This window comes from Aquimarina sp. AWH4_224 (genome assembly GCF_056160245.1).
Genome location: NZ_JBSWWU010000008.1, coordinates 190292 through 212285, shown reverse-complemented (window position 1 = coordinate 212285; position 21994 = coordinate 190292). Strand labels below are relative to the sequence as shown.

Sequence of the window (21994 nt, the reverse complement as noted above, 5' to 3'; positions counted from 1 at the left end):
TAAATATACAGTAAATGAGAATAACCAAATGAATGGAACCAATTTCTTCATATTTAAATAGAGAGGAATAGGTGAGTACATTTATAATGAATTCGTAGCTGTTTGATTTTTGTGTATTAATTTCAAAAAAATATTAGTGTTAGAACTTTAAGGTCAATATGATAAACAGTTAAGACATTGTTATTCTCCAAAACAAATGTTAATTCTTATTTCTTATCGTCGAATTGGGGACCAATCTTTTGTAAAATATGCTAACTTTATATAATGGAAAAGAAAAGAAAATTGTTCAAAAAAGGTTTCACCTTCAAGAAGTATGAAGCGCCAGAACAGTCTCCCTTTGATAAGCTTTTTGATATTTTTCAGGAGATTATCACACATACCTCCGGAGATCTGGATGAAGCTTTGGATTGGATGCGCGAACTAGACAAGGAGTATCAACTCACCGATGAAAACTATACCCTGGAGGATTTTGTAGAAGATCTTAAGAAGAAAGGGTATATCCGAGAAGAAATCAAACCAGATGGAAATGGTAAGATGGAGATCACTGCAAAAACCGAACAGGCTATTCGTAAACGAGCATTAGATCAGATTTTTGGTAAATTGAAGCGGAGTGGAGCCGGGAATCATCGAACCAACTATGTAGGGAGAGGAGATGAACATGCGGGAGAGTTTCGTAACTATCAGTATGGAGATTCCATAGAAAGAATCTCGATGACCGAGACACTTAAAAATGCTCAAATTAATCATGGTATTGGAGATTTGAATCTTACAGAAGAAGACCTTGTTATCGAAGAAACACGATTTAAAGCGCAGATGAGTACGGTGCTCATGATCGATATTAGTCATAGTATGATTCTATATGGCGAAGATCGGATTACTCCAGCCAAAAAAGTGGCCATGGCTTTGGCAGAATTAATTACCACCAGATATCCAAAAGATACTCTCGATATTTTGGTGTTTGGTAATGATGCATGGCCAATAGCGATAAAGGACTTGCCGTATTTGCAAGTAGGACCGTATCACACCAACACAGTTGCTGGTTTGCAGTTGGCGATGGATATGTTGCGTAGAAAACGAAATACCAATAAGCAAATTTTTATGATCACCGATGGTAAACCAAGCTGTTTGCGATTACCCAGTGGGGAGTATTATAAGAATAGCAATGGTCTGGATAGAAGAATCATTAATAAATGTTATATGATGGCCCAACAAGCAAGAAAGTTACATATACCTATAACCACATTCATGATAGCACAAGATCCATATTTAATGCAATTTGTTAGGGAGTTCACATATGCCAATCAGGGTAAGGCTTTCTACACAGGATTAAAAGGCTTGGGAGAAATGATTTTTGAAGATTATGAAACCAACAGAAGAAAAAGAATAAAAGGATAACCGACCGAGTTTAAATACTCAAAAAAATATTGTTTTTAGAGAATATACATATGAAAATAGAAAATATAAAGACACTAGGAGAACTAAAAAAATCAGGATACAACAGTAAATCTATAAAAGATGAACTTAGGGATAACTTAAGACAAAAAATTACGAACAAAGAAGAAACCTTTACTGGGATTCATGGGTACGAAAATACCGTTATCCCAGAACTAGAACGCGCAATTCTTTCCAGACATAATATTAATTTGCTAGGCCTTAGGGGACAGGCCAAAACACGGTTGGCGCGACAAATGATTAACCTATTGGATGAGTGGATGCCTATCGTAGAAGGCTCAGAGATCAATGATGATCCTTTTCAACCTATATCGAGATATGCCATAACTTTGGTAGAAGAAAAAGGAGATGATACTCCGATAGCTTGGGTACATCGATCCGAACGTTTTGCAGAAAAACTAGCTACACCAGATGTGAGTGTAGCAGATATAATTGGGGATGTAGACCCAATAAAGGCAGCAAATCTTAAATTGAGCTATGCCGATGATCGTGTGATTCATTTTGGGATGATTCCAAGAGCAAATAGAAGTATTTTTGTGATTAATGAATTACCTGATTTACAGGCTAGAATTCAAGTAGCCTTATTTAATATTCTACAAGAAGGTGATATACAAATTAGAGGTTTTAAATTGAGATTACCTTTGGATATACAGTTTGTATTTACAGCAAATCCAGAGGATTATACGAATCGTGGTAGTATTGTAACACCACTTAAAGATCGTATTGGATCTCAAATTCTGACGCATTATCCGGAAACTATCGAGATCGCAAAAACGATTACTCAACAAGAAGCCGATATGGATAAACGACAGAGCGATTTGGTCTATGTGCCAGAAATTGCAAAAGACCTGTTGGAACAAATTAGTTTTGAGGCTCGTCGAAGTGAATTCATAGACCATAAAAGTGGGGTGAGCGCCAGAATGAGTATTACCGCATTCGAGAACTTGCTCAGTACAGCAGAGTATAGAGCATTACGGACTGGAGATACAAACACTTTATTGCGACTCAGTGATTTTACTGGAGTAATCCCAGCAATTACTGGAAAAGTGGAGTTGGTATACGAAGGAGAACAAGAAGGATCTGCTTCTGTAGCCTTAACATTGATTACCGATGCCATAAAAACATTATTTCCGGATTATTTTCCTAAAGTGGAAAAATTAGAAAGAGAAGATTATAAAAGTCCTTATCAAGATTTGGTGAATTGGTTTTTTGAAGAGAGCGGTTTTGAACTGCTAGACGATATTTCTGAAAAAGAATATATGGAAAAACTGGATTCTATCGAACCCCTTAATCAATTGATCAAAGAATATCAGGAAGATTTGGATAAAAAGGACACTTATTTCATGAAGGAGTTTTTACTCTGGGGGTTAGTAGAATTCAAAAAACTAAGCAAGTATAGACTCTCTGAAGGTTTTGGATTCAAAGATCTTTATGGAAGTTATATAAGTGGTTTGTAGGCGTATAAAGTGTTTTTTACCACCAAACCACAAAAAAACGTTGAAATTCTTGATCTCCACTTTTCATCCAGAGTAGTGGAGATCTTTTTTGTTGTAATACTTCAGTGACACATTTTTGAGCTGTCGTAAATGAGTACCACTCCGAATGATATTTGGGGTCAACCATCCATTCTTTCTTTTTTGGGATATAAAAGAGATGAGCTCCATAAGTTGTCTCTGAAAACTCCTTGTCTTTTATCCAGTACCCGATAATGCAGTTAGGGTTGAATGAAGAAGAAAATGTTTCTATCATGGATTTAGGGACAAAGAGATGAGCCATAAAACATACCGATTGATCGATGTCTTGCGGATCAAGTTTTAGTTCCTTTAATGAAGCTATGGTTTCTTTTTTAAAAAGTAGAGGGAGTTGCTTTTGCCGAAGTTTATCTATTTTTTGGCGAAAGGTATCTTTGCGATTAGGACCGATCCATCGATCCATTTCATCATTAATGGAGGGATCATATACATAGAACTTAAATACAAGTTCTATATGGATTACTTTATTTTTAATAAGATCCTGAACAATAAAATCCAATTCGCCAATAGTAATCTGCCCACTAAAAATTTGCAGGTTTTTTAGGAGCAGCTGATATCTCACGGAAGTTTTGATATAGTAATCAAAAAAGTGTTCGATACGCTTGCCCAGTACTTCATTCTCAGAAAAAGTAATTTCGGAAGATTGCGGTACTGAGATCGGGACTTCATCTTGATTCAATGGAAATGAGTTAATATCAAAAACACTATTATTATTCCATAGAACAGGAGTCTTTAAAAAACTGAGATACTGTTCTTTTAAAGGCATTTATGAATATTTTGATCTGGTAAAGACCGAGAAATACTTACCAATAATGGGTTTTAATATTTTTCTATCCACAGGTTTCGATACAAAATCATCACACCCGGCATCCAAAGCCCTTTGTATATCTTCTTCTGTAGAATACGCCGTTTGCGCAACAATAGGCAATTTAGGTCTTAGTTTTTTGATTTTTCGAGTGGCAGTATATCCATCCATAATAGGCATTCTTATATCCATTAAAACTAAATCAATATGTTCATTGTTCTGACAAATTTCCACAGCTTCTTTGCCGTTTTCTGCTCTATGAATAACAAACTTATAATCTTGCATTTTCATTAGAACCGTTTTCAGGAAAAGGTAATTAACATCACCATCTTCTACTATAAGAATTACTTGTTTGATCGGTTTTTCTTCAGGGTTTGGGGTATCGTTATCTTGCATTTTGTTGGGGTCCATTACGGGGTGGTAAGGAACTTTTAGCATAAAAGTAGAGCCTTTATTAGGAATAGAAGTAAAAGTAATATCTCCTTTAATAAGAGCTGCGTTTTTTTGTGCTATAGAAAGTCCTAGTCCTAGTCCATCGTAGCTTTTTGTTACATTTTTTTCAGATTGAGAGAAGTTCCTGAAAATGATTTCCTGATCTTTTGATTTAATACCTATTCCAGTATCTCGTATAGATATTTGTAAGGTGTCTTTGTTTATTTCTGTCGAAATTTCCACAATCCCTCTTTTAGTGAATTTGATGGCGTTATCGATTAGATTATATAGTATTTTATTGATTTTGGATCGATCCATTAGGATATTGCCTTCTTCTTCGGTTAACCTATTATTGAGGTGAATTGCGATGTTTTTGCTTACCGCTTTACTCTGAAATTGAGAGAACAAAGTATCTAGCAAAGTATTGAAATTGATTTCTTCCAGATGTAATTCTACTTGATTGGTTTCTAATCGGGATATCTCTATGATATCGTCTATAATATTAATCAGTTGATTACTGCTTTCTATAATGATTTTTGAATATTCCTTTTGTTCCGTTGCTGTGGTTTCAGGATCATTTAATAACTCCGAGAATCCCATTATTCCATTCATTGGGGTGCGAACCTCGTGAGATATGTTATGTATAAAAGCTGTTTTAAGCTTATTACTCTCTTCAGCAAGTTCTTTGGCAGCTCTTAGTTCTTTGGTTCTTTGTCTGATAATATGTTTTAAATATTTATTAATCAGCAATATTCCTAGAAGGATAACTACTACAATTGCCGAAAGCCAAATCCAAAAATCCGCTCTTTTGTAAAAGGGTACAATTTCGCGATATAGCCAATTGTCATAAATCACCTCTTTCTCGGTATCAGAAATGCTATTTTCGGCTTTTGCAATTATCCGATTCAGGACAGTATTATTTTTTTGTACTGCAATTCCCGGTACATAACTGTATTTTGTTTCTCCGGCAATTTTTAGGTTATCCAGATTTTTTGTGCTGATTAGATAATTGGCAACGGCAATAGGACCGATATAGGCATCATAAACTCCATTGCTAACTTGCCTTAGACAGGTAAGATCATCGATCTCATTACTTAAGGTTAATTTTTTTTCATTCGCCCTTAGGATGTCATCGATCGCAAAATCTTTGGGAACAACGACTGTTTTATTGTAATAATTCTTAATTTTTGAACCGAGATCGCTATCCTTTCTGGTAACAATAACATGTTGAGATTTGAATAGCTGGGAATAAAAATTAAGATAAGGATCTCTATCTGGAGTTTTTTGAATTTCAAGTATGATATCCAAATTATCACTTTTGGCATCCCGTATTACCTGTTCCCAGTTGTAGTATATTCTACGCTCAAACTTATAATCAATTTTTTCTTCTATAAGCTGTAGATAATCAATGAGTATGCCATCGATTTTGTTGGTGTCCTTAATGTATTGATAAGGAGCGTAATACGGAAATAAAGCAACTGAAATATTTTCTTTTTCCTGTAACCATTGTTCTTCTTCCGGAGTAAGTACTGGCGTAGATTTAGAACATGAAATGAGCCCGAAAAATATAGAAAATGCTAAAAGAGTGGTTAGTGGTTTTTTTGACATAATACTATACTAATACTTCCTTTACTTTTGAGCCCTAAAATAAAGATAGTACAATGTTAACACTTTTAAAAATGTAATGCTAAAATACTCGGAAGCAAGTGTTTTGGTTCACCAAAATTACTTGGTAACCTCCGTTCCATCCGGAAAGCGTGCAAACCTGCCTTTTGTAGGATCATGAACATGATCATAACTTGGCCAGGGCCATCCTCCAAATTCAGTTTGTTGATACTCATGGATGGCTTCTCGTATTTCTAATTGGCTGTTCATAACAAACGGACCATGTTTGGCTACAGGCTCATTGATGGGTTTTCCCTGAAGCCATAAAAAATGAGCTTCTTCATCACCATTTTTAAGGACCAATTCTTTATCTCCTTCCAAAATGATTTCATGATTTACAGGAATTGTAAACCCTTCCGAAGTTACTTCATTTCCCTTAAAGAAATACAAGGATCTGTTTGTCCCCGACGATGTTTTAGGTAGTGAAAATGTAGTATGTGGATCAATTTTCAAAGTGGCAATTACCAAATCATTGTTTTCATGAGTAGCCCATGAGTTTGGTGCTGGATCGGGAGCTTTTATGTTGTTGATGGTACCGGCTACCAAAACGATTTCTGTAGAAAAACCCTGATCATCTTTGATATTGATTTTAGGAATTTCCTCGTTCCATAACATTTTGAAATGTGGGTCAACCATTTTTTTCTCTTTGGGTAGATTTAACCAAATCTGAAACAATAAAAAGGGGTTTTCTTTTTCGGTTTCTAGCAAGGGAAACATCTCAGAATGTTGCACACCACGACCTGCAGTCATCCACTGCACATCACCATTACCAAATCTCCCAGCGGCACCTAATGAATCTGCGTGATCTACCAGCCCTTTTTGTACAATAGTAACGGTTTCAAAACCTCTATGAGGATGCGCTGGAAAACCTGGAACTTTTGTTCCGTGATACATCCGCCAACCATTTTTTAATGTAAAATCCTGCCCAAGATTACGGCCTTCGAGAGAATCTGCTGGGCCAAGTTTTCCATTTCCTTTGGGATATTGATCTTCGTGGTAGGCACAAAATAAAAAGGGATCACTGGTTTCCCAAGGAAACCCTAGAGGTTTGATTTTTTTTATTGCTGGCATCGCTAATTTTTTTCTAATGTATTTAATTAATCCGAAAAGATGTATTAAAGTTGGGTTAAGATAAAAGAATGTAAATTCTTAATTTCAATTCTTTGGTTTGAACTGAAGAGTGTAATACCAGTTCACTGTTACCCAAAGATCATTTTCTGTGGCAGCATCGATTAAACTTCCAATTCGATAATCCAATCCAAATTCAATTTTGTTGGTGTTACTTACTTCATACCCTAGAAATGGAAGCAAACGAATTTCTAGATTAAATTCACCGTTTTGCCATTCTCCAAGGTATTCATTTCCTAACTTGAGATACCATTCGGTAGGGTCAATTTTATTTCCTGAGAGTGGTTTTTCAAGAGTAAGTCGGTATCGTGCCCTAAATTTAGGAGATTGTTTGTTTCCGAAGGTTTGATCAGTAACAAAACGATGTCCGAATCTAATTGGATCCGCATATTGTACCCAACTCAATTGTTGTATAGTGCGATGGAACACTTCATTATCTTCAAAACGAATGAGATATCCAGCATTGATCTTGCTACTTGAACCCAACTTATAAGAGAGTAGGGAAGAAAGATCCGTAAGAACATATTCGTAATCAAAAGATTCTTCTCTAGTATTGTCTAAGAGTAGTTGTCTTGACTCTATTCCGTTGACTAATTTTAAGTTATCTCCGATTTTGGTGGACACCCGTATTCTGGGTAATAGCCCAGATGAAAAGCTGGACTGAGACCAGGAATATGAGATAAAAAGGAAAGAAAAAAGTATACAGATCAATAACTTCATCACTAGTTCAAGTTTTTTAAAAGTCCAGATTATCTGTATTTCTTTGCTGAATGGTCAATATTTTTAATAATTCAGCTTTTTCATTAAGCAAAACTTCAAATCGTTGATAAGAACGTTCTACCATTCCTTTTAGCACAATCTCATAATTTTGAGCATAGGGATGTGTTGTCTTCTCTTTTCTGAGTAGTTGTATCAGGGTTTCATCTGCAGCTTTCCATTGTGTTTGAATCTTAATGATCTTATATTTTACAAATTGTTGCTCGAGTGTAGTTTTAATATCTTCTTGAAGTGTAGAGGATAATGAAGATAATTTAACCGTTCTCTCTACATCCAGAGGGGTACCCAATGTATCAAACTCAATACTGTACTTTATCCCATCCACTACAGTTTTTGCTTCTATTGTCTTCCCTTCATGGCTTTCTTCTTTATACCATTTGATCTTGACCTCGTTAAAGGTTTTTTTGATAAATGTTACCGCTTGGCTAGGAACTTGGTCTTCCTTAATTCGATACTCTTTTTCAAATTTTACCTGCGCATAGGAACTGGTGTAAATGATCAAACAAAATACAAATAGCTTGATCCTATTGTTGCGGTAAAAAGTGTATTTACTCATGCGTATACGTTTTATAGTCCTCGGGAGTAAATCTGCTTTTGAAGGTAAAAGCGAGTGGTGTTTCACCATGTTCTCTGATATATTGCAATTTTTCTTTAGCTTCTTCAGGAGTAGGGTGATGTCCTTCTTCTACATACCAAAACGCCATATGCATTTGTTTCATATTATGAAACCACTCTTTTTTTCGCTTTAAAATCTCTACATGAGCGGTCTTATATGTAAAATCAAATAGAGTATCAATATCTTCCCATACAGACATATTAATAATCAAAAAATCGTAGTCAAAAACCCGTATGGCGGTGGCATTGTTTTCATCACCTTTTAGTCTCCAAACAAAGCCTTCACTAGATTCTGCCAAAGCGTTAATTCTATCTAGATTATTTACGAAGTCGGCCATTACTGGGTCATTGATAGGAGCGATCATTTCGGCAATATTTACTTGAGCTAAATGCATGATGTTGTAATTTTTTAGTACTTAGAACCTTTATTGATATTTGCTGAAGATTTGGTGATAAATGCTCGTATATCTTCATTGGCTTGTATCAGATCTTCATTACGAAGATACATCATATGTCCGCTGCGATACCCTTTAAAACTGAGGCGATCGGTTAATTTGCCATTGCTGTTTAATTGCCACATTACATATTTGGCATTAAAATAAGTGGTAGCACCATCGTAATACCCGGATTGGATCATCGTATGTAAGTTGGCATTCATAGCCATCGCCTTTCTGAGGTTTTCGCCAGTGCTGTCTTGTGTTCTATCCCATGGTCTTACAGGGCCAAACATATTGTATTTTAAGTCCGTTTTGAAATCTAATTCTTGACTGTAATAATAATTTATTGCTGGTGTAAAAGCGTGTAACCAAGCCGTGAGTTCGCTATTGTAATCAGGTCTTTCTCCGGCTTCTTTGATATCCATTCCTTTGTACCTGGAATCTAATCTCCCAATGGTATAACCATCTTTATCTCTTAGCAAGTCTTTCCAGAAATAACTTTTGGGTACTTCAAGATTGTGCTGGCGAATGGTCTTTTTGGATAAACCAGAATAATAGGCCATTTTTGAGATAACTTCTTCTTTTTTATTGGCATCCAAATACCCGCTTCGTACAATGGCAGGCAATAACTCATTGATTGTATAATTTTCGACTTCGGGTAGTACTTCTAATAAGTCTTTACTTTGCAATTCAGATGGTAACATCTTATGATACCAAGCTGCTGCTGCATAATAAGGTAAACGATTGGCTACCTCTACTGGGCCATCAAATTTAAACCCTATCTGAGTAGGGGATACTAGGATCACACCATTCAAATACATCCATTGACGATTTTGCAATTCTAATGCCAATCCAGATACTCTGGTAGTTCCATAACTTTCACCAATGAGATATTTTGGAGATCGCCAACGATTGGTTCGAGATACAAAAGTATTGATCCAATCCGCTAAGTACTTTACATCGACATTAACTCCGAAAAATAATTTTTTATCCGGCATTTTGCCATCTTTTCCTGGGATCATTCGCGAATAGCCTGTATTTACGGGGTTAATAAAAACAATGTCGGCTACATCCAGCACCGAATTTGGATTTGCTTTTATACCATAGGGTTGTACAGGAAACCCTTCATTATCTATTTTTAATATTCTTGGACCGGTATAGGCAATATGCATCCAAACTGAAGCGGAACCAGGACCTCCGTTAAATGAAATTAGCAGCGGACGATTTTGATCATTTTTGATATCAGATCGTTTGTAATAGGTGTAACACAAAGAAGCTATGGGCATTCCGTTTTCATCCCAAACAGGCTGAAAACCTACGGTAGCTTTGTACGGAATTGTTTTTCCCTTGATTGTTGTAGTGTGATTAGAGACTGTGGTGGTATCTATTGGAACTTTTACCTGTTGTGCATTCATCATTCCTACGAAAAGTAAAACTAAGTAGGTAAGAATTGATTGTCGATGTTTCATTCTTTAAATTTAAGGTTTAATTTTTATCTATACAGGGCCGAAAAAATGGTGTGAAAAATAAGATTAGAAATACTACACTTTTCATAGTTTTTTTGAGTTGAGTTTATATCAAAAGACCCTAGAGATTGAGCATCTTTAGGGTCTTTGGTATTAATTATGTCCGATATGACATCCGCATCCGGCTCGCATAAAGCTTTGGGATTCCTGATGCCATTCAAAAGCTTGATTATACTTGTTGTTTTCCCACCAGAATTTACTGCGTTCTTTGTTGGTATTTCCAATTTCATTCATTGTATCTGTATCATACAGTCTACCGTTTACCATTACATACTTTACACTTTCAGTATTTCTGATATTGTCCAAAGGATTTTTATCCAAAACGATAAGATCAGCAAGTTTTCCAGCTTTCAGGGACCCAATTTCATTTCCAGCACCAATATATTGAGCACCGTTGATGGTTGCTGCTTGTAAGGCTTCGAGATTGGTCATACCACCTTGTTCAAACATCCATAATTCCCAGTGTGCTCCCAGTCCTTGTAATTGCCCGTGTGCTCCCAGATTTACTTTTACACCGAGATCCGTCAATGCCTTACAGGTTTTAGAAACCAAAATATGACCGTTTTCATATTCTTCATCCGGTACCATGGTTCTATGTCTTGATCTTGCATCTACAATAGATCTAGGAGTATATTTCAGTAACTTTTCATTCTCCCAAACATTATCTTTTTGATAGAAGTAATACTCACCGTTCATACCTCCATAATTTACAATAAGAGTAGGAGTGTATCCAGTTTTGCTAGTCTTCCATAATTCGTTAACATCCTTGTAAACAGGCGCTACAGGAATATTGTGTTCGATACCAGTATGTCCATCCATAATCATAGACATATTGTGATAAAAGGTTGATCCTCCTTCGGGAACTACATTAATTTGTAACTCTCGAGCTGCTTGTATCACTTGTTGTCTTTGATCTCGTCTCGGTTGATTGTAACTTTTTACTGATTTAGCTCCAAATGCCTTGGTTCTTCGTATAGCAGATCTGGCATCTTCCAGATTGTTGACTACCGCTTTGAAATCTCCATCTGCTCCATATAAAATAATCCCGGTAGAGTAGAGGCGAGGCCCTACCATATTTCCACCCTTGATCATCTCTGACATGGTGAAAATAGATTCGGTATTCGCAGAAGGGTCGTGTACCGTTGTTACTCCAAAAGCAAGGTTAGCATACAGTTGCCAATGTTTTTGAGTAGTAAGTCCATATCGGAAACCGCCAATATGCGCGTGGGCATCTACGATTCCTGGCATAATCGTTTTACCAGAAACATCATAAGTTTTGTAATCTGCAGGTATCCTTACTTCAGAAGCATTACCTAATTTTTCTATTTTATTACCGTCAATAAGTATCGTTCCATTTTCAATAACTTCGTTGCCCTCCATGGTAATAATTCGGGCATTCGTAAATGCAATTTTACCGGTAGGAACATCTGTTTTTACATTTAAACCAATCTGAATACCTTTTGATGTAATTTCTCCTACTTTTTCTGGTGATCCTGGTAAAAAAGTGAATTTATCTTTTACATCATTTGCAAAGTATTCACCTCCTAAGGTCCAGAATATTTTTTTACTATCTCGTGACCAATGAAGATTAATACCTGCATCTTTGGATATTTGAGTTACAGGAACCGATTTGGTTTTGTTATCCAGGTCAATCTCTTTTCCGTTTAAAACCAAAGGAGCTATAAAGGCTTTGTGCAAGTTGGTAAAAGCAATCCATTTATTGTCTGGACTAGGCACCAAGCGGTTTGCATATTTTGACTTAAGGTGTGTTTTCTTGTCTTTTCCATTTAGATTCACTGAAACCAGTTTTTTGGTTAAACTACCAAAATAAGTACCACCTGTTTGATAGAAAATACGTTGGTTATCTTTTGAGAACACTGGATACTCACCTTCATTGATTACTAATTTTTGATTAGCACCTGTAGGGGACACGGTATAGATTCCAGTGTTTTTGGCAAAACTAAGTCCTTGATCACTATTTCCATTTTCTTTTCTGAAAGCGATTACGGTTCCAGTATTGTTATATGTTGGCGTACGGTAGATTCCTTTTTCTACGGTAAGCTTTGTAGACGATCCTCCTGAAACCGAAATTTTATTTACAGATCCGAGTTCTTCATCATTCCATGTTACGTAAACAATACTTTGTCCGTCTGGAGAAAAACTAGGCTCAAATTCGAAGTGTGTAGATTGCGATGTAAGACGTTGAGGTTCCCCATTTGGTAAACTTTTTTTCCATAATTGTCCCAAGGCACTAAAAACAATGGTTTTACCATCTGGTGAAGTTACTGCATTTCTAATCACTTTGGCAGTAAACTCTTCTGGAGCTACAGGTGAGTTAAAATGTAAAGTCTCTGCGATCTTAATAGTAGCATCTACAGTAAATGGAATATTAGTGACCTGTTGGGTATCTATATTAATCGTATTGATTTTTCCTCCAGACCAAAAGGCGAGCTCCTTATTATTTGGAAGCCAACTAAAGTTGGGATACACTCCAAAAATAGCCCAAGCTTCCTGTTGATCCTTATTTAATTGATCATAAATAGGCCATTCTTGACCAGTTTCAAGATCATGAATGAAAAGAACAGATTTGGTACGAACTCTTTTAATAAATGCCAATAATTTTCCATCTTTGGATACTTGAGGACGGGCAGCACCACCAGGCCCACCGGTAACCGTCGTAGTTTTTCCTGTTTCGAATTCATAACGCTTTATAACGTAAATCTGCTTATTCGGATCTTTATTGTACTGAAAAGAACCACCTGGGTAGATGTCTTCACTGTAGTACATGTATTTTCCATCTGGAGAAATATTTGGTTCGTTTACATCTTGTTGATCGTTTTTTCTTTTGGTTAATTGCAATCCAGAACCTCCGGTGACATGATATTGCCACATTTCTCCAGCTCCCAAAGACCGTTGAGAAGTAAAGTGTTTTCTTGCTACCAAATAGTTTCCATCGGGCATCCAAACAGCATTGTTTAATAGTCTGAAACTTTCTTTGGTAATCTGTTTGGCATTACTTCCGTCTGTATTCATTATCCAAACGTTGTCACCACCACCAGCATCACTGGTAAATGAAATTTTTGTTCCATCCGGACTAAAACGAGGTTGAATTTCAAAGGGTATTCCTGTTCGTAATGCTTTGGCCTTACCTCCAGAAATCGGAAGACTATAGATGTCTCCTAGCATATCAAAAACTATTGTTTTTCCGTCAGGACTTATATCTAAGTTCATCCAGGTTCCTTCGGTAGTAGTAAACGAATGATCTATGTAATTAAACTTTCCTTTTGGATTGGTAACCTCCCATTTTTCTTCTTCCTTTTTGTCTTTTTTCTTCTTTTGAGCGTGTGTGTTAAAAATTACAAATACTCCTAAAGCTAGAGCAGTAACAATATGTTTATGCATGATGTGTAGTTTATAGTGATCCGAAAATAAGGATTTATACCAAAAAATATCTTAAAGTGTTGTTAATCGGTAGATGGTAGTTAGATCAAAGACGTGCCACATCAAGGAATGCACAGAAATACAAAACCGGAATTTATGCTTTTGTCATAAATTCCGGTGAGTAAGGTTATGGCTAATTCTAAATTCTTTTCTTTTCGTCTTCCAGACCTGTTTTTCGTTTTCTGGAAGCTTTAATTTCTTTTCTTCCAAAGTTGTAGGTCAGGTTAAATTGTATTTGTCTGCTATCACTTCCTCCGCTACCATCTATTCTTAAGTCGCCAAATTGTGTGTCACCTTTCCATGGCGTGGTAAATAAAACGTCATTAAATGCTAGACGAGCGGTAAGTTTATTGTCAAGAAATTTCTTTTGTAGAGCAAGGTTTAATGATCCCAGACTTTGTGTTTGATACGTTCCTCCCCAGATTGAAGGCGAGCTGTACCAACCAGAGATTTCCATCTTGAATTCTTTGGGTAGGGAAAAAGTGTTCTGGCCATAAAGACTTAGTGTATTTTGGGATACAGAAAGAAAATCCTCATCAGTAGCTTCAAAAATACTCCGATAAGCATTTATACTGTAATATACACTCCACCAGTTTGTAATTTTTGTAGGATATGAAATACTAAGGTTGATAATTTTTTGATTAGCTACATTACGGGTAATGATAAAATTTTGATCATCACCAAGAGCCTCGGTCACCTGGGCAAAATAGTCTTTGATAAAACTATAACTTATTGCAGTTGTCAATCGATAGTTGTGCGTATGCGAAAGTTTAATGTTATCGGTATATTGGGGTTGAAGAAAAGGATTTCCTTGTCTAAATGATAATTCATCAATTTTGTATTCAAAAGGGTTTAAGTTCTGATAATTAGGTCGTTGAATTCTCCTGCTATACAATAGCGCCAAAGAGTTTTTTCTATTTACTTGATAGGTAATACCTCCACTAGGGAAAAGGTCTGTGTAGTTACGTTTTACACGATCGTCAGCATTTTGTTGAGCACTAAATAGCTGCCCGTCAGAATCAGTATGTTCTACTCTAAGTCCAAATTGAAGTGATGTTTTTTTGAATTTTCGGTTGTAATTCACGTAAGCCGCACTTATCCTTTCATCATAGGTAAAATCATTAGTTCTGTCTAAGTTAAGCACATCATTACCGTTTATACGATCAAAAAAATCGAATTCGTTTTCTGTATTGATATTGGAATATTTTACACCTAAACCGAGTTTTCCCTTCCAAAAATTTTGTTCATAATCGGCTTTTGCCGTTAAAAGTGTGATTTCTATCGGAGTGACCATAAAATTGATGGTTTCACTAATCAATTCGGTTTCATCTCCATTAAAATAACGGTTAGGTTGCAAATTTGTACGATCACTATTGTATCCACCATAATCTAAGTCTACGTTCAGACTATGTCCCAAAGTATCTTTAAACTTGTAATTGATATTAGCATATAGATTTTGGGTTTGAGTGTCCGTATCACTACCAGCGACCAAAACTTGATCTGGGGTTGTAGTTCCTTGTAGAATGATTGGAGTTCTCGAATCACTATCAGAAATATTATTCGAGAAGTTACCGGAAACAATAATTCCGAAAGTAGATTTGCTATTGGCAAAATAATCATAGCCAAGTTTTATGTTGTTACTGTTGTTATCGTTAACAGTCTCTGTTCTGGCGTCAAAAATGGTATTGTTTTGCGTTCGGAAAAGGTTGATAAAGCTGAAACTCTTTCCAAATCGATTACTGTAACTCCCATAAAAATTAGATTTTTTACTTCTGTTATTAAATGAGAGAGAACTCGTATATCTTGCAAAATCTCCATAGGTGAAACCGCTACCCACGGATCCATTCGTACCTAAGGTTTTATCTCTTTTCAACTTAATATTAATGATACCTGCATTACCTTCGGCATCGTATTTTGATGAAGGTTGTGTGATAATTTCTATAGCTTCAATATCGCTGGATTGTATGGTTTTTAGGTAATTCACCAAATCTTGCCCTCTTAGCACAGATGGTTTGTCATCGATATAAATTAATACTCCGGTTTTACCTTCTACGACAAGGTTGTCGTTATTATCGATAATTACCCCCGGAGCTTTACGCAACAATTCGTAGCCTGAAATTCCCGTGGCTCCCAAAGTATTTTGAACATTAAATACGGTTTTGTCTGGAAGTACTTCGACAATAGGTTTTTCTGCGGTAATGGTAACTTCCTCTAGATTTTCGGCTTCAGGAAAAAGCTGAATAACACCTAAATTTTTATCTGCATCTTCAATAGTAAAAGGAGTCGTTCTAAATTCTGCATATCCCAAACTCGAAACGATTATGATATAAGATCCATTGGTGATATTAGGAATGTTGAATATCCCTTCGGTATTTGTAATTACTCCTTTAATAAATTGATTATTCGAAGAATTGATTAATGAAATGGTAGCGGATTCGATCGGGGAAGACTGTTCATTTGCAATAGTACCTGTAACGTTATACTGTGCAATTGCATAATGGTTTATAATTATCCCTAGTACTACTAATAACCTGACTGTTTTCGTTTTCATGATTGTTAAAATTTGATGAGGCAAATATGAATTTTAAGACCATATCAAACACGTGAAAACCGATAAGTGGTCCTATATGGGGTTGAACGGAAAATTCCAGTTCGGCGAACTATAGGACCACTCATCGAAAAATAAATGATAGAAAAGTTTTTAAGCTTAGCTTTGTGCGTATTGTAGATAGTTATGGAAAAATCATTTTTACAGAAAAAGTTTTTAGGAGTTCGAATCGGCGAATTGATGGCGTTTATAGGATTCTATTGTTTTTTTGCTTCAGCATATCATATCGCCTTATGGATGAATCGTGGTAGATTTGATAATGAAGGGAATATATTGTTTGATCCGATAACTTTTATGGACGACAGCGGGTTAGGGTATCTGTTAAAAATTATAATCACTATTCCCATTTGGTGGCTTTTGTTTAGAGAACTAAAGGCTTGGCCAATGAAAAAGAAATTATTGTTACACGTCCTGTTATTACCATTTTTTGTTTTAGTTTGGCAACAGCTATATAGTATTTTTAGTGGTCTATTTGGTTTTTTCTATTTAACAGGTCCAGCAAAAATCTGGGATATATATATACCTGCTTTGTTTTATATTTTACAGTTTGGAATTTTTCATTCGTATCAATATCATGTAGATAATAAAAATAAAATAAAACTTGAGGCAGAGTTAAGAGCATCTGCATTAAAAAGCGAATTGGCAGCTTTAAAAGCGCAATTAAATCCGCACTTTTTATACAATGTTTTTAATACCATAAGCGCTTCAGTTCCTCCTGGAAATGAAAAGACACGACATCTAATAGCAGAATTATCAGATTTGTTTCGATATCAACTACAAGCTTCTCAATCAGAAAGAGTTCCTCTACGAGATGAACTTGATTTTGTCAAAAAATATCTTGCACTCGAAAAAGAAAGATTTGAAGAACGTTTACAAATTGAAATTGATGTTGCAGAAGATGTAATGGATGAAATGATTCCTCCCATGTTATTACAGCCTTTGGTAGAAAACTCCGTAAAACATGGATTAGCATCTCTTATCGAAGGCGGTACAGTAGCAGTAAAAATATTCAGAAAAGATGAAAAACTATATTTTGAGGTTGCGGATACTGGTGTTGGAATCAAGGATAAAGAAAAGGTATTCGATAAAGGTATTGGGTTAACGAATACCAAAATGAGACTAGAAAAAATTTACAATACCACGTTACATATATCAGAAAATAAGCCTAAGGGGCTTAAAATAAATTTCGCTATTTAAAAATGAAAAAAGTAATTATTGTTGATGACGAAGTAGCAGGAAGAAAGTTGATCAAAGAGTATTTGGTAGATTTTCCCGAGCTGGTATTATTAGGAGAAGCGAACAATGGGGTAGATGCCGTAAAAATGATTAATGAGTTTGTTCCGGATTTGGTATTTATGGATGTACAGATGCCCGGTATGACAGGGTTCGATGTGCTAACACATATTGAAGAAATACCGGAGATTATTTTTTCTACGGCATATGATAAGTATGCTTTACAAGCTTTTGAAGTGCATGCGATTGATTATCTGTTGAAACCATATACCAAAGAACGCTTTAAAACTGCTATAGAAAAAATATCCAGTAATAGTAAAGAAAATAAAATTAGGCCATTGGCAGAGAGTTTGTTGATGGATAAACCCAAATATCCAGAACGCATCTTGGTGCAGTCTCAAAACAAACTAATTACTGTAGCGGTAGATGAGATTATTCGTGTTGAGGCTTATGGGGATTATTCTAAATTGATTACGAATAAAGGTATCCATTTAAGTAATTTCGGAATTTCTGTTTTGGAAGAAAAACTAGATCTATCTGTATTTATTAGAGTTCACCGCTCCTCTATAATTAATATTCATAATGTGAAAGAGTTGATTAAATATACCAAAAGCTACGATGTGGTCATGCAAAATGATGATGTGGTAAGAGTGAGCAGAGGATATATGGATAACATCAAAAAATTGATGTTTTGATACTTTGTTATCGATTACCTCTACTTTTTTGATTGGCTTCACATAAGTTGATAATTTCAATGATTCGTTTATTTCGAGTTTCTTCCCGTTTGGCTTGATTCAACCAGTACAAATAGCTTTTTTGATACCCTTTGGCAAACTGTTGATAATTTTCATAGGCTTGAGGATTTAATGTAAAGGCTTTTTGCAGATCTTCAGGAATAATTCCGTTCTCGACATCATCTAGAGCGGTCCAAGATCCATTTTCTTTGGCGATTTGGATACTGATCAAACCGCTTTTGTGCATAAGTTTGTTTTTGATAAGCTCTTTGATATGGATCTTATTTACTTTACTCCAAACGCTTTTTGGTTTTCTAGGGCAGAAATATTGCCGTCTACGTTGGTCGTCAATCCTTTTGACAGTAGAATCGATCCATCCATAGCAAAGGGCTACACGCACCGCTTCTTCCCAGCGCATACTGGGTATTTTGGTTTCCACCTTATAAAAGATGAGATAAACACCTCCATATTCCTTATGATTATCGTGTAACCAGCTTCGCCATTCCTGATCATTTTTGAAATATAACTCGGGTTTGTCTTGCATCTTGTTTGGAGTATTTCAATAAGAATTTTAAGATACGCTTTTTATTTTTAGTAGTGCTTTGGATATGTAGCTTATGCTATACTGATGTGGTCTTTTAATAGGGTGATTTCTTTTAAAATTCTAATTTCTTTTATGATGTTTTTCCTAACAAAAAATACAGGGACAATCGCTCCAATAACATAAGATACATAAATAAGGATCATTGCCGTCGTAGAAAAATATAATGTAAATTCTAAAGTAATAAAGAAAAAACCTATAGTGTATAAGGCGATAATGCCTATTGTAATCGGGCCATGGATTTGCTTTCTGAAGGCATAAAAAGACAGGGTATCCGTTGTGTTTTTCAAAACAGTATCGTCAAATTGTATTTGCTTTAGTTTTTCAACACTAAAAAACTCGATACCTATTCTAAGTAGTAAACCTCCGACCATAAGCGCAACTCCAATTTGACTTAAGATTTTTTGTACTGGTGCTACAAAGTAGAAAAAGGAAGAAATTAGAACTACTACAAGGGAGAGAACAACGATGTTCCCGTAATGAAATCGTTTACTCCAGTTTCTTTTGGCTTTTACAGATGCTAACATTTTGGTCATTGCATCAGAATCGTGTTCAGCTTGCTTTTTATTTTTTTTCCACTGATTTTGTAGTGCTTCAAAATTATCACTCATGATCCAATATTTTTTTTAATCTTTTTTTAATTCTGTGAATTTTTACTCTAACATTCGTAGGAGTAATTCCTAGTACTTCGGCAATAGTATCATAATCTTGTTCTTCGAGTACCATCATGATAAGAAGCCGATCTAGTTCTTCTAGTTGTCCAATTGCACGATAGAGGTTTTGATTCTGTTGAAGATCAATTTCTTTTGATTCATCGATCAATACCTGTTCTACTTTTTCTATCGGAAGTTTCGTTTTATTCTTTTCTTTTCTAAGATATTGTAAGCAGGTATTCACAGTAATTCTATACACCCAGGTTTTGGGAGTAGATTTTCCTTTGAATTTCTCCAGAGCATTCCAAATATTGATAAATACTTCTTGAGATAAATCATTAGCCAAATCACTATTACCCTTTACAAAACCCAGGCACATTTGCAATACCATAGGGTAGCACTGCCTATACACCGTCTCAAAGAGTTGTTGGTTCTTTTTACTCATTAGTTAGAAAAGCGTTTACCTGATTATAAAACCATTCGGGTTGGTCAAACATAATAAAGTGTTTACTGTTTGAAACCATTGCAATGGTCTTATCGGATAAATTTGCATATTGTTTTTCATAATTATCTTTGGCCATTTCTAAAGAAGGAAAAGAAGCTCCGAGAATTAAAGTTTTAGCGTTTACCTTATCCAATACTTCTCTTAAATCCAATTTTAATAAATCTGTATATCCATAAACATAAGTTTTGCGGTCGGCTTCCAAAATCCAATCGACAATGGTTTGTACTTGATCTTTAGTATTCGTCATATTTTGAGCCATCATCATAGCTGTTTGCTTAAATTGAGTTTCTTCCATAGCCAATACCTGTCGATTGTAAGGACTGTCGTATTGTAAACTACTGGCGGGTACACCAGGCATCATGACTTCTCGCATACATGCAAGAGCATCTACAATGATCAATTTGGTTACCGTATCTGGTAGTTCTGCCGCCAAATCTGTAGCGAGATTGCCCCCCATACTGTGTCCTATAACCGATACATGAGTCAATTTTTTGCTTTTGATATAGGTGACCAATTCTTTCTTGATGGTATCGTACCAAGGCATTTCTATTGGAGCTATACCATTAAAGCCAGCATAGGATACTAGGTGTGCTTCATTATCTAAAGTTAAGTGTGTTACTGTTTCTTTCCAAACAGATCCTGGTGTTATAAAACCTGGGAGAAATATTATGGGGTCACCTTCTCCAAGAACTTCAATTTTGATTGATGATGATTGACTATATCCCAAATTCGTAATGATAATTAGAAGAAAAGCGATTTTTAAAGTTTTCATGTTTTTGTATTTTGTTTTCCCTTTGATGCAATACCAAAAGAATTGTTACACCTGATTGAAAAAAAACACGAAAAAATTGGATGCAGCTAAAATTCTATAATCCGATCAATGAATAAAACCAGCACAAGTATTCGTTTTTCTGGGTTAATAAGGATTCACACCTTTTTCAAAAAATAAACGGAGTCAACTCCTTTTTTAACTCAGCAAAATTCAAATCATTTAGATTACTTTGTACAATACTAAAAATATGATTTTTGTACTCAAACAGTTGAGAGCCTATGCTTCCTTTCATATTATGAAATTCACCATCAGACCAAATACTTTTACCCAATAAAATTCGATCTGGGTTTGTGCAGTACAAAGAGGACAAATTATGCTCTTGCATTATAAATAACCAATACAAACAATATTCAGTCCAGGATGCTTCATAAGGATGTTTCAGATTTCTACATAAACTACCCATCCAATCTGAGTCATTAAAATGTTTACGAAGATGATAAACCATTTTGATTACTAATTCTTTAGAAAGTACAGCAGGTGTAACACCAGGACAATACGCTTTAGGGTCAAATTTGATGTCATAGTTTAATAATGTCGCAGTGCTTTGCCACCAACGGATATGATAGCTATACAACTCTTTTTGAATTATGGGTTTACCCTCCTGAAAAAAATCTTTATAAGAAATAGGGTTACATAAAATAACATCAGCATCCAAAGTCAAAAAATAGTCAGAAGTAACCACTCCGGCAATTGCTAGTTTAATCAATTGTTGTTTGTACCATCCACCAATATGATGTTGTTTTCCTATGACTTCCTTATCGCCAAAAACTCTATATCTAAAATTTGAAAGTCCGAGATCTTCTGGATCAAAATAGATGAATTCATATTCTGGAATGATAATGATTAATTCAATACGATCTTTATCAATTAAATTTTTTTTCAAAGAAGGTATGAGAAATTCTTTTACTCTGAAGTAGTCATCATATTTTCTTCCTCCCCTAAGTCTGGTAGGTAAAACAAAGGTGAATTCAACAGGTTTACTCATAAAGAGAGACTAAAGATTTATTTGTGTTCTTTA

At 35.4% G+C, this 21994-nt stretch carries 18 protein-coding genes; 4 read left to right on the top strand and 14 right to left on the bottom strand.

Features of this window, described 5'->3' with window-relative positions; genetic code table 11:
• Positions 1–264: 264 nt before the first annotated feature.
• Both ACXAGJ_RS16685 and ACXAGJ_RS16680 read left to right on the top strand, forming a co-directional pair.
• Positions 265–1395 carry a vWA domain-containing protein gene (locus tag ACXAGJ_RS16685; RefSeq protein WP_474841265.1) on the top strand — a complete coding sequence of 377 codons (1131 nt, stop codon included), beginning with the start codon at positions 265–267 and terminating at the stop codon, positions 1393–1395.
• Between the two features lie 50 nt (positions 1396–1445).
• The gene (locus tag ACXAGJ_RS16680) at positions 1446–2909 is read left to right on the top strand and encodes a magnesium chelatase (RefSeq protein ID WP_474841264.1); all 1464 of its coding nucleotides are present in this window, start codon (positions 1446–1448) and stop codon (positions 2907–2909) included.
• Positions 2910–2925: 16 nt separating this feature from the next.
• Here the strand turns inward: ACXAGJ_RS16680 and ACXAGJ_RS16675 are convergent, their stop codons facing one another.
• From ACXAGJ_RS16675 to ACXAGJ_RS16635, 9 genes are all read right to left on the bottom strand, one after another.
• Positions 2926–3750 carry a DUF1853 family protein gene (locus ACXAGJ_RS16675; RefSeq protein WP_474841263.1) on the bottom strand — a complete coding sequence of 275 codons (825 nt, stop codon included), beginning with the start codon at positions 3748–3750 and terminating at the stop codon, positions 2926–2928.
• A complete protein-coding gene (locus ACXAGJ_RS16670) occupies positions 3751–5829 on the bottom strand; it encodes a response regulator (RefSeq protein WP_474841262.1) in 2079 nt (692 codons plus the stop codon). It abuts the gene before it with no gap.
• A gap of 117 nt (positions 5830–5946) precedes the next feature.
• Positions 5947–6957, bottom strand: a complete 1011-nt coding sequence (locus ACXAGJ_RS16665) for a pirin family protein (protein WP_474841261.1) — start codon at positions 6955–6957, stop codon at positions 5947–5949.
• A gap of 84 nt (positions 6958–7041) precedes the next feature.
• Positions 7042–7734: a DUF2490 domain-containing protein gene (locus ACXAGJ_RS16660; protein WP_474841459.1), complete on the bottom strand. Its 693-nt coding sequence runs from the start codon at positions 7732–7734 to the stop codon at positions 7042–7044.
• Between the two features lie 16 nt (positions 7735–7750).
• A complete protein-coding gene (locus tag ACXAGJ_RS16655) occupies positions 7751–8347 on the bottom strand; it encodes a hypothetical protein (protein WP_474841260.1) in 597 nt (198 codons plus the stop codon).
• Positions 8340–8801, bottom strand: a complete 462-nt coding sequence (locus tag ACXAGJ_RS16650; RefSeq protein WP_474841259.1) for a DUF3291 domain-containing protein — start codon at positions 8799–8801, stop codon at positions 8340–8342. Before ACXAGJ_RS16650 ends, ACXAGJ_RS16655 begins: the two co-directional genes overlap by 8 nt.
• Before the next feature lie 14 nt (positions 8802–8815).
• Positions 8816–10312, bottom strand: a complete 1497-nt coding sequence (locus tag ACXAGJ_RS16645) for a S10 family peptidase (protein WP_474841258.1) — start codon at positions 10310–10312, stop codon at positions 8816–8818.
• 150 nt (positions 10313–10462) lie between these two features.
• Positions 10463–13771, bottom strand: coding sequence for an amidohydrolase family protein (locus tag ACXAGJ_RS16640; RefSeq protein WP_474841257.1), 3309 nt, complete (start codon positions 13769–13771; stop codon positions 10463–10465).
• A 178-nt stretch (positions 13772–13949) separates the two neighbouring features.
• Positions 13950–16361 (bottom strand): TonB-dependent receptor domain-containing protein, encoded by a 2412-nt coding sequence (locus ACXAGJ_RS16635; RefSeq protein ID WP_474841256.1) that lies wholly within the window; start codon positions 16359–16361, stop codon positions 13950–13952.
• A 183-nt stretch (positions 16362–16544) separates the two neighbouring features.
• On the opposite strand from ACXAGJ_RS16635, the gene ACXAGJ_RS16630 reads away from it, so the two are divergent.
• Both ACXAGJ_RS16630 and ACXAGJ_RS16625 read left to right on the top strand, forming a co-directional pair.
• Positions 16545–17615 (top strand): sensor histidine kinase, encoded by a 1071-nt coding sequence (locus ACXAGJ_RS16630; protein ID WP_474841255.1) that lies wholly within the window; start codon positions 16545–16547, stop codon positions 17613–17615.
• Between the two features lie 2 nt (positions 17616–17617).
• A complete protein-coding gene (locus ACXAGJ_RS16625; protein ID WP_474841254.1) occupies positions 17618–18346 on the top strand; it encodes a LytR/AlgR family response regulator transcription factor in 729 nt (242 codons plus the stop codon).
• Between the two features lie 7 nt (positions 18347–18353).
• Here the strand turns inward: ACXAGJ_RS16625 and ACXAGJ_RS16620 are convergent, their stop codons facing one another.
• The 5 genes from ACXAGJ_RS16620 to ACXAGJ_RS16600 form a co-directional block, all read right to left on the bottom strand.
• Complete coding sequence (locus ACXAGJ_RS16620; RefSeq protein ID WP_474841253.1) at positions 18354–18929, bottom strand: YdeI/OmpD-associated family protein; 576 nt, start codon at positions 18927–18929, stop codon at positions 18354–18356.
• A gap of 71 nt (positions 18930–19000) precedes the next feature.
• Positions 19001–19597, bottom strand: coding sequence for a hypothetical protein (locus tag ACXAGJ_RS16615; protein ID WP_474841252.1), 597 nt, complete (start codon positions 19595–19597; stop codon positions 19001–19003).
• A complete protein-coding gene (locus tag ACXAGJ_RS16610; protein WP_474841251.1) occupies positions 19590–20084 on the bottom strand; it encodes an RNA polymerase sigma factor in 495 nt (164 codons plus the stop codon). The genes ACXAGJ_RS16615 and ACXAGJ_RS16610 overlap by 8 nt, the downstream gene beginning before the upstream one ends.
• Positions 20077–20916, bottom strand: a complete 840-nt coding sequence (locus ACXAGJ_RS16605; protein ID WP_474841250.1) for an alpha/beta fold hydrolase — start codon at positions 20914–20916, stop codon at positions 20077–20079. The genes ACXAGJ_RS16610 and ACXAGJ_RS16605 overlap by 8 nt, the downstream gene beginning before the upstream one ends.
• Positions 20917–21082: 166 nt before the next feature.
• Entirely contained in the window at positions 21083–21961 is an 879-nt protein-coding gene (locus tag ACXAGJ_RS16600) for a DUF6492 family protein (RefSeq protein WP_474841249.1), read from the bottom strand.
• Positions 21962–21994: the final 33 nt, after the last annotated feature.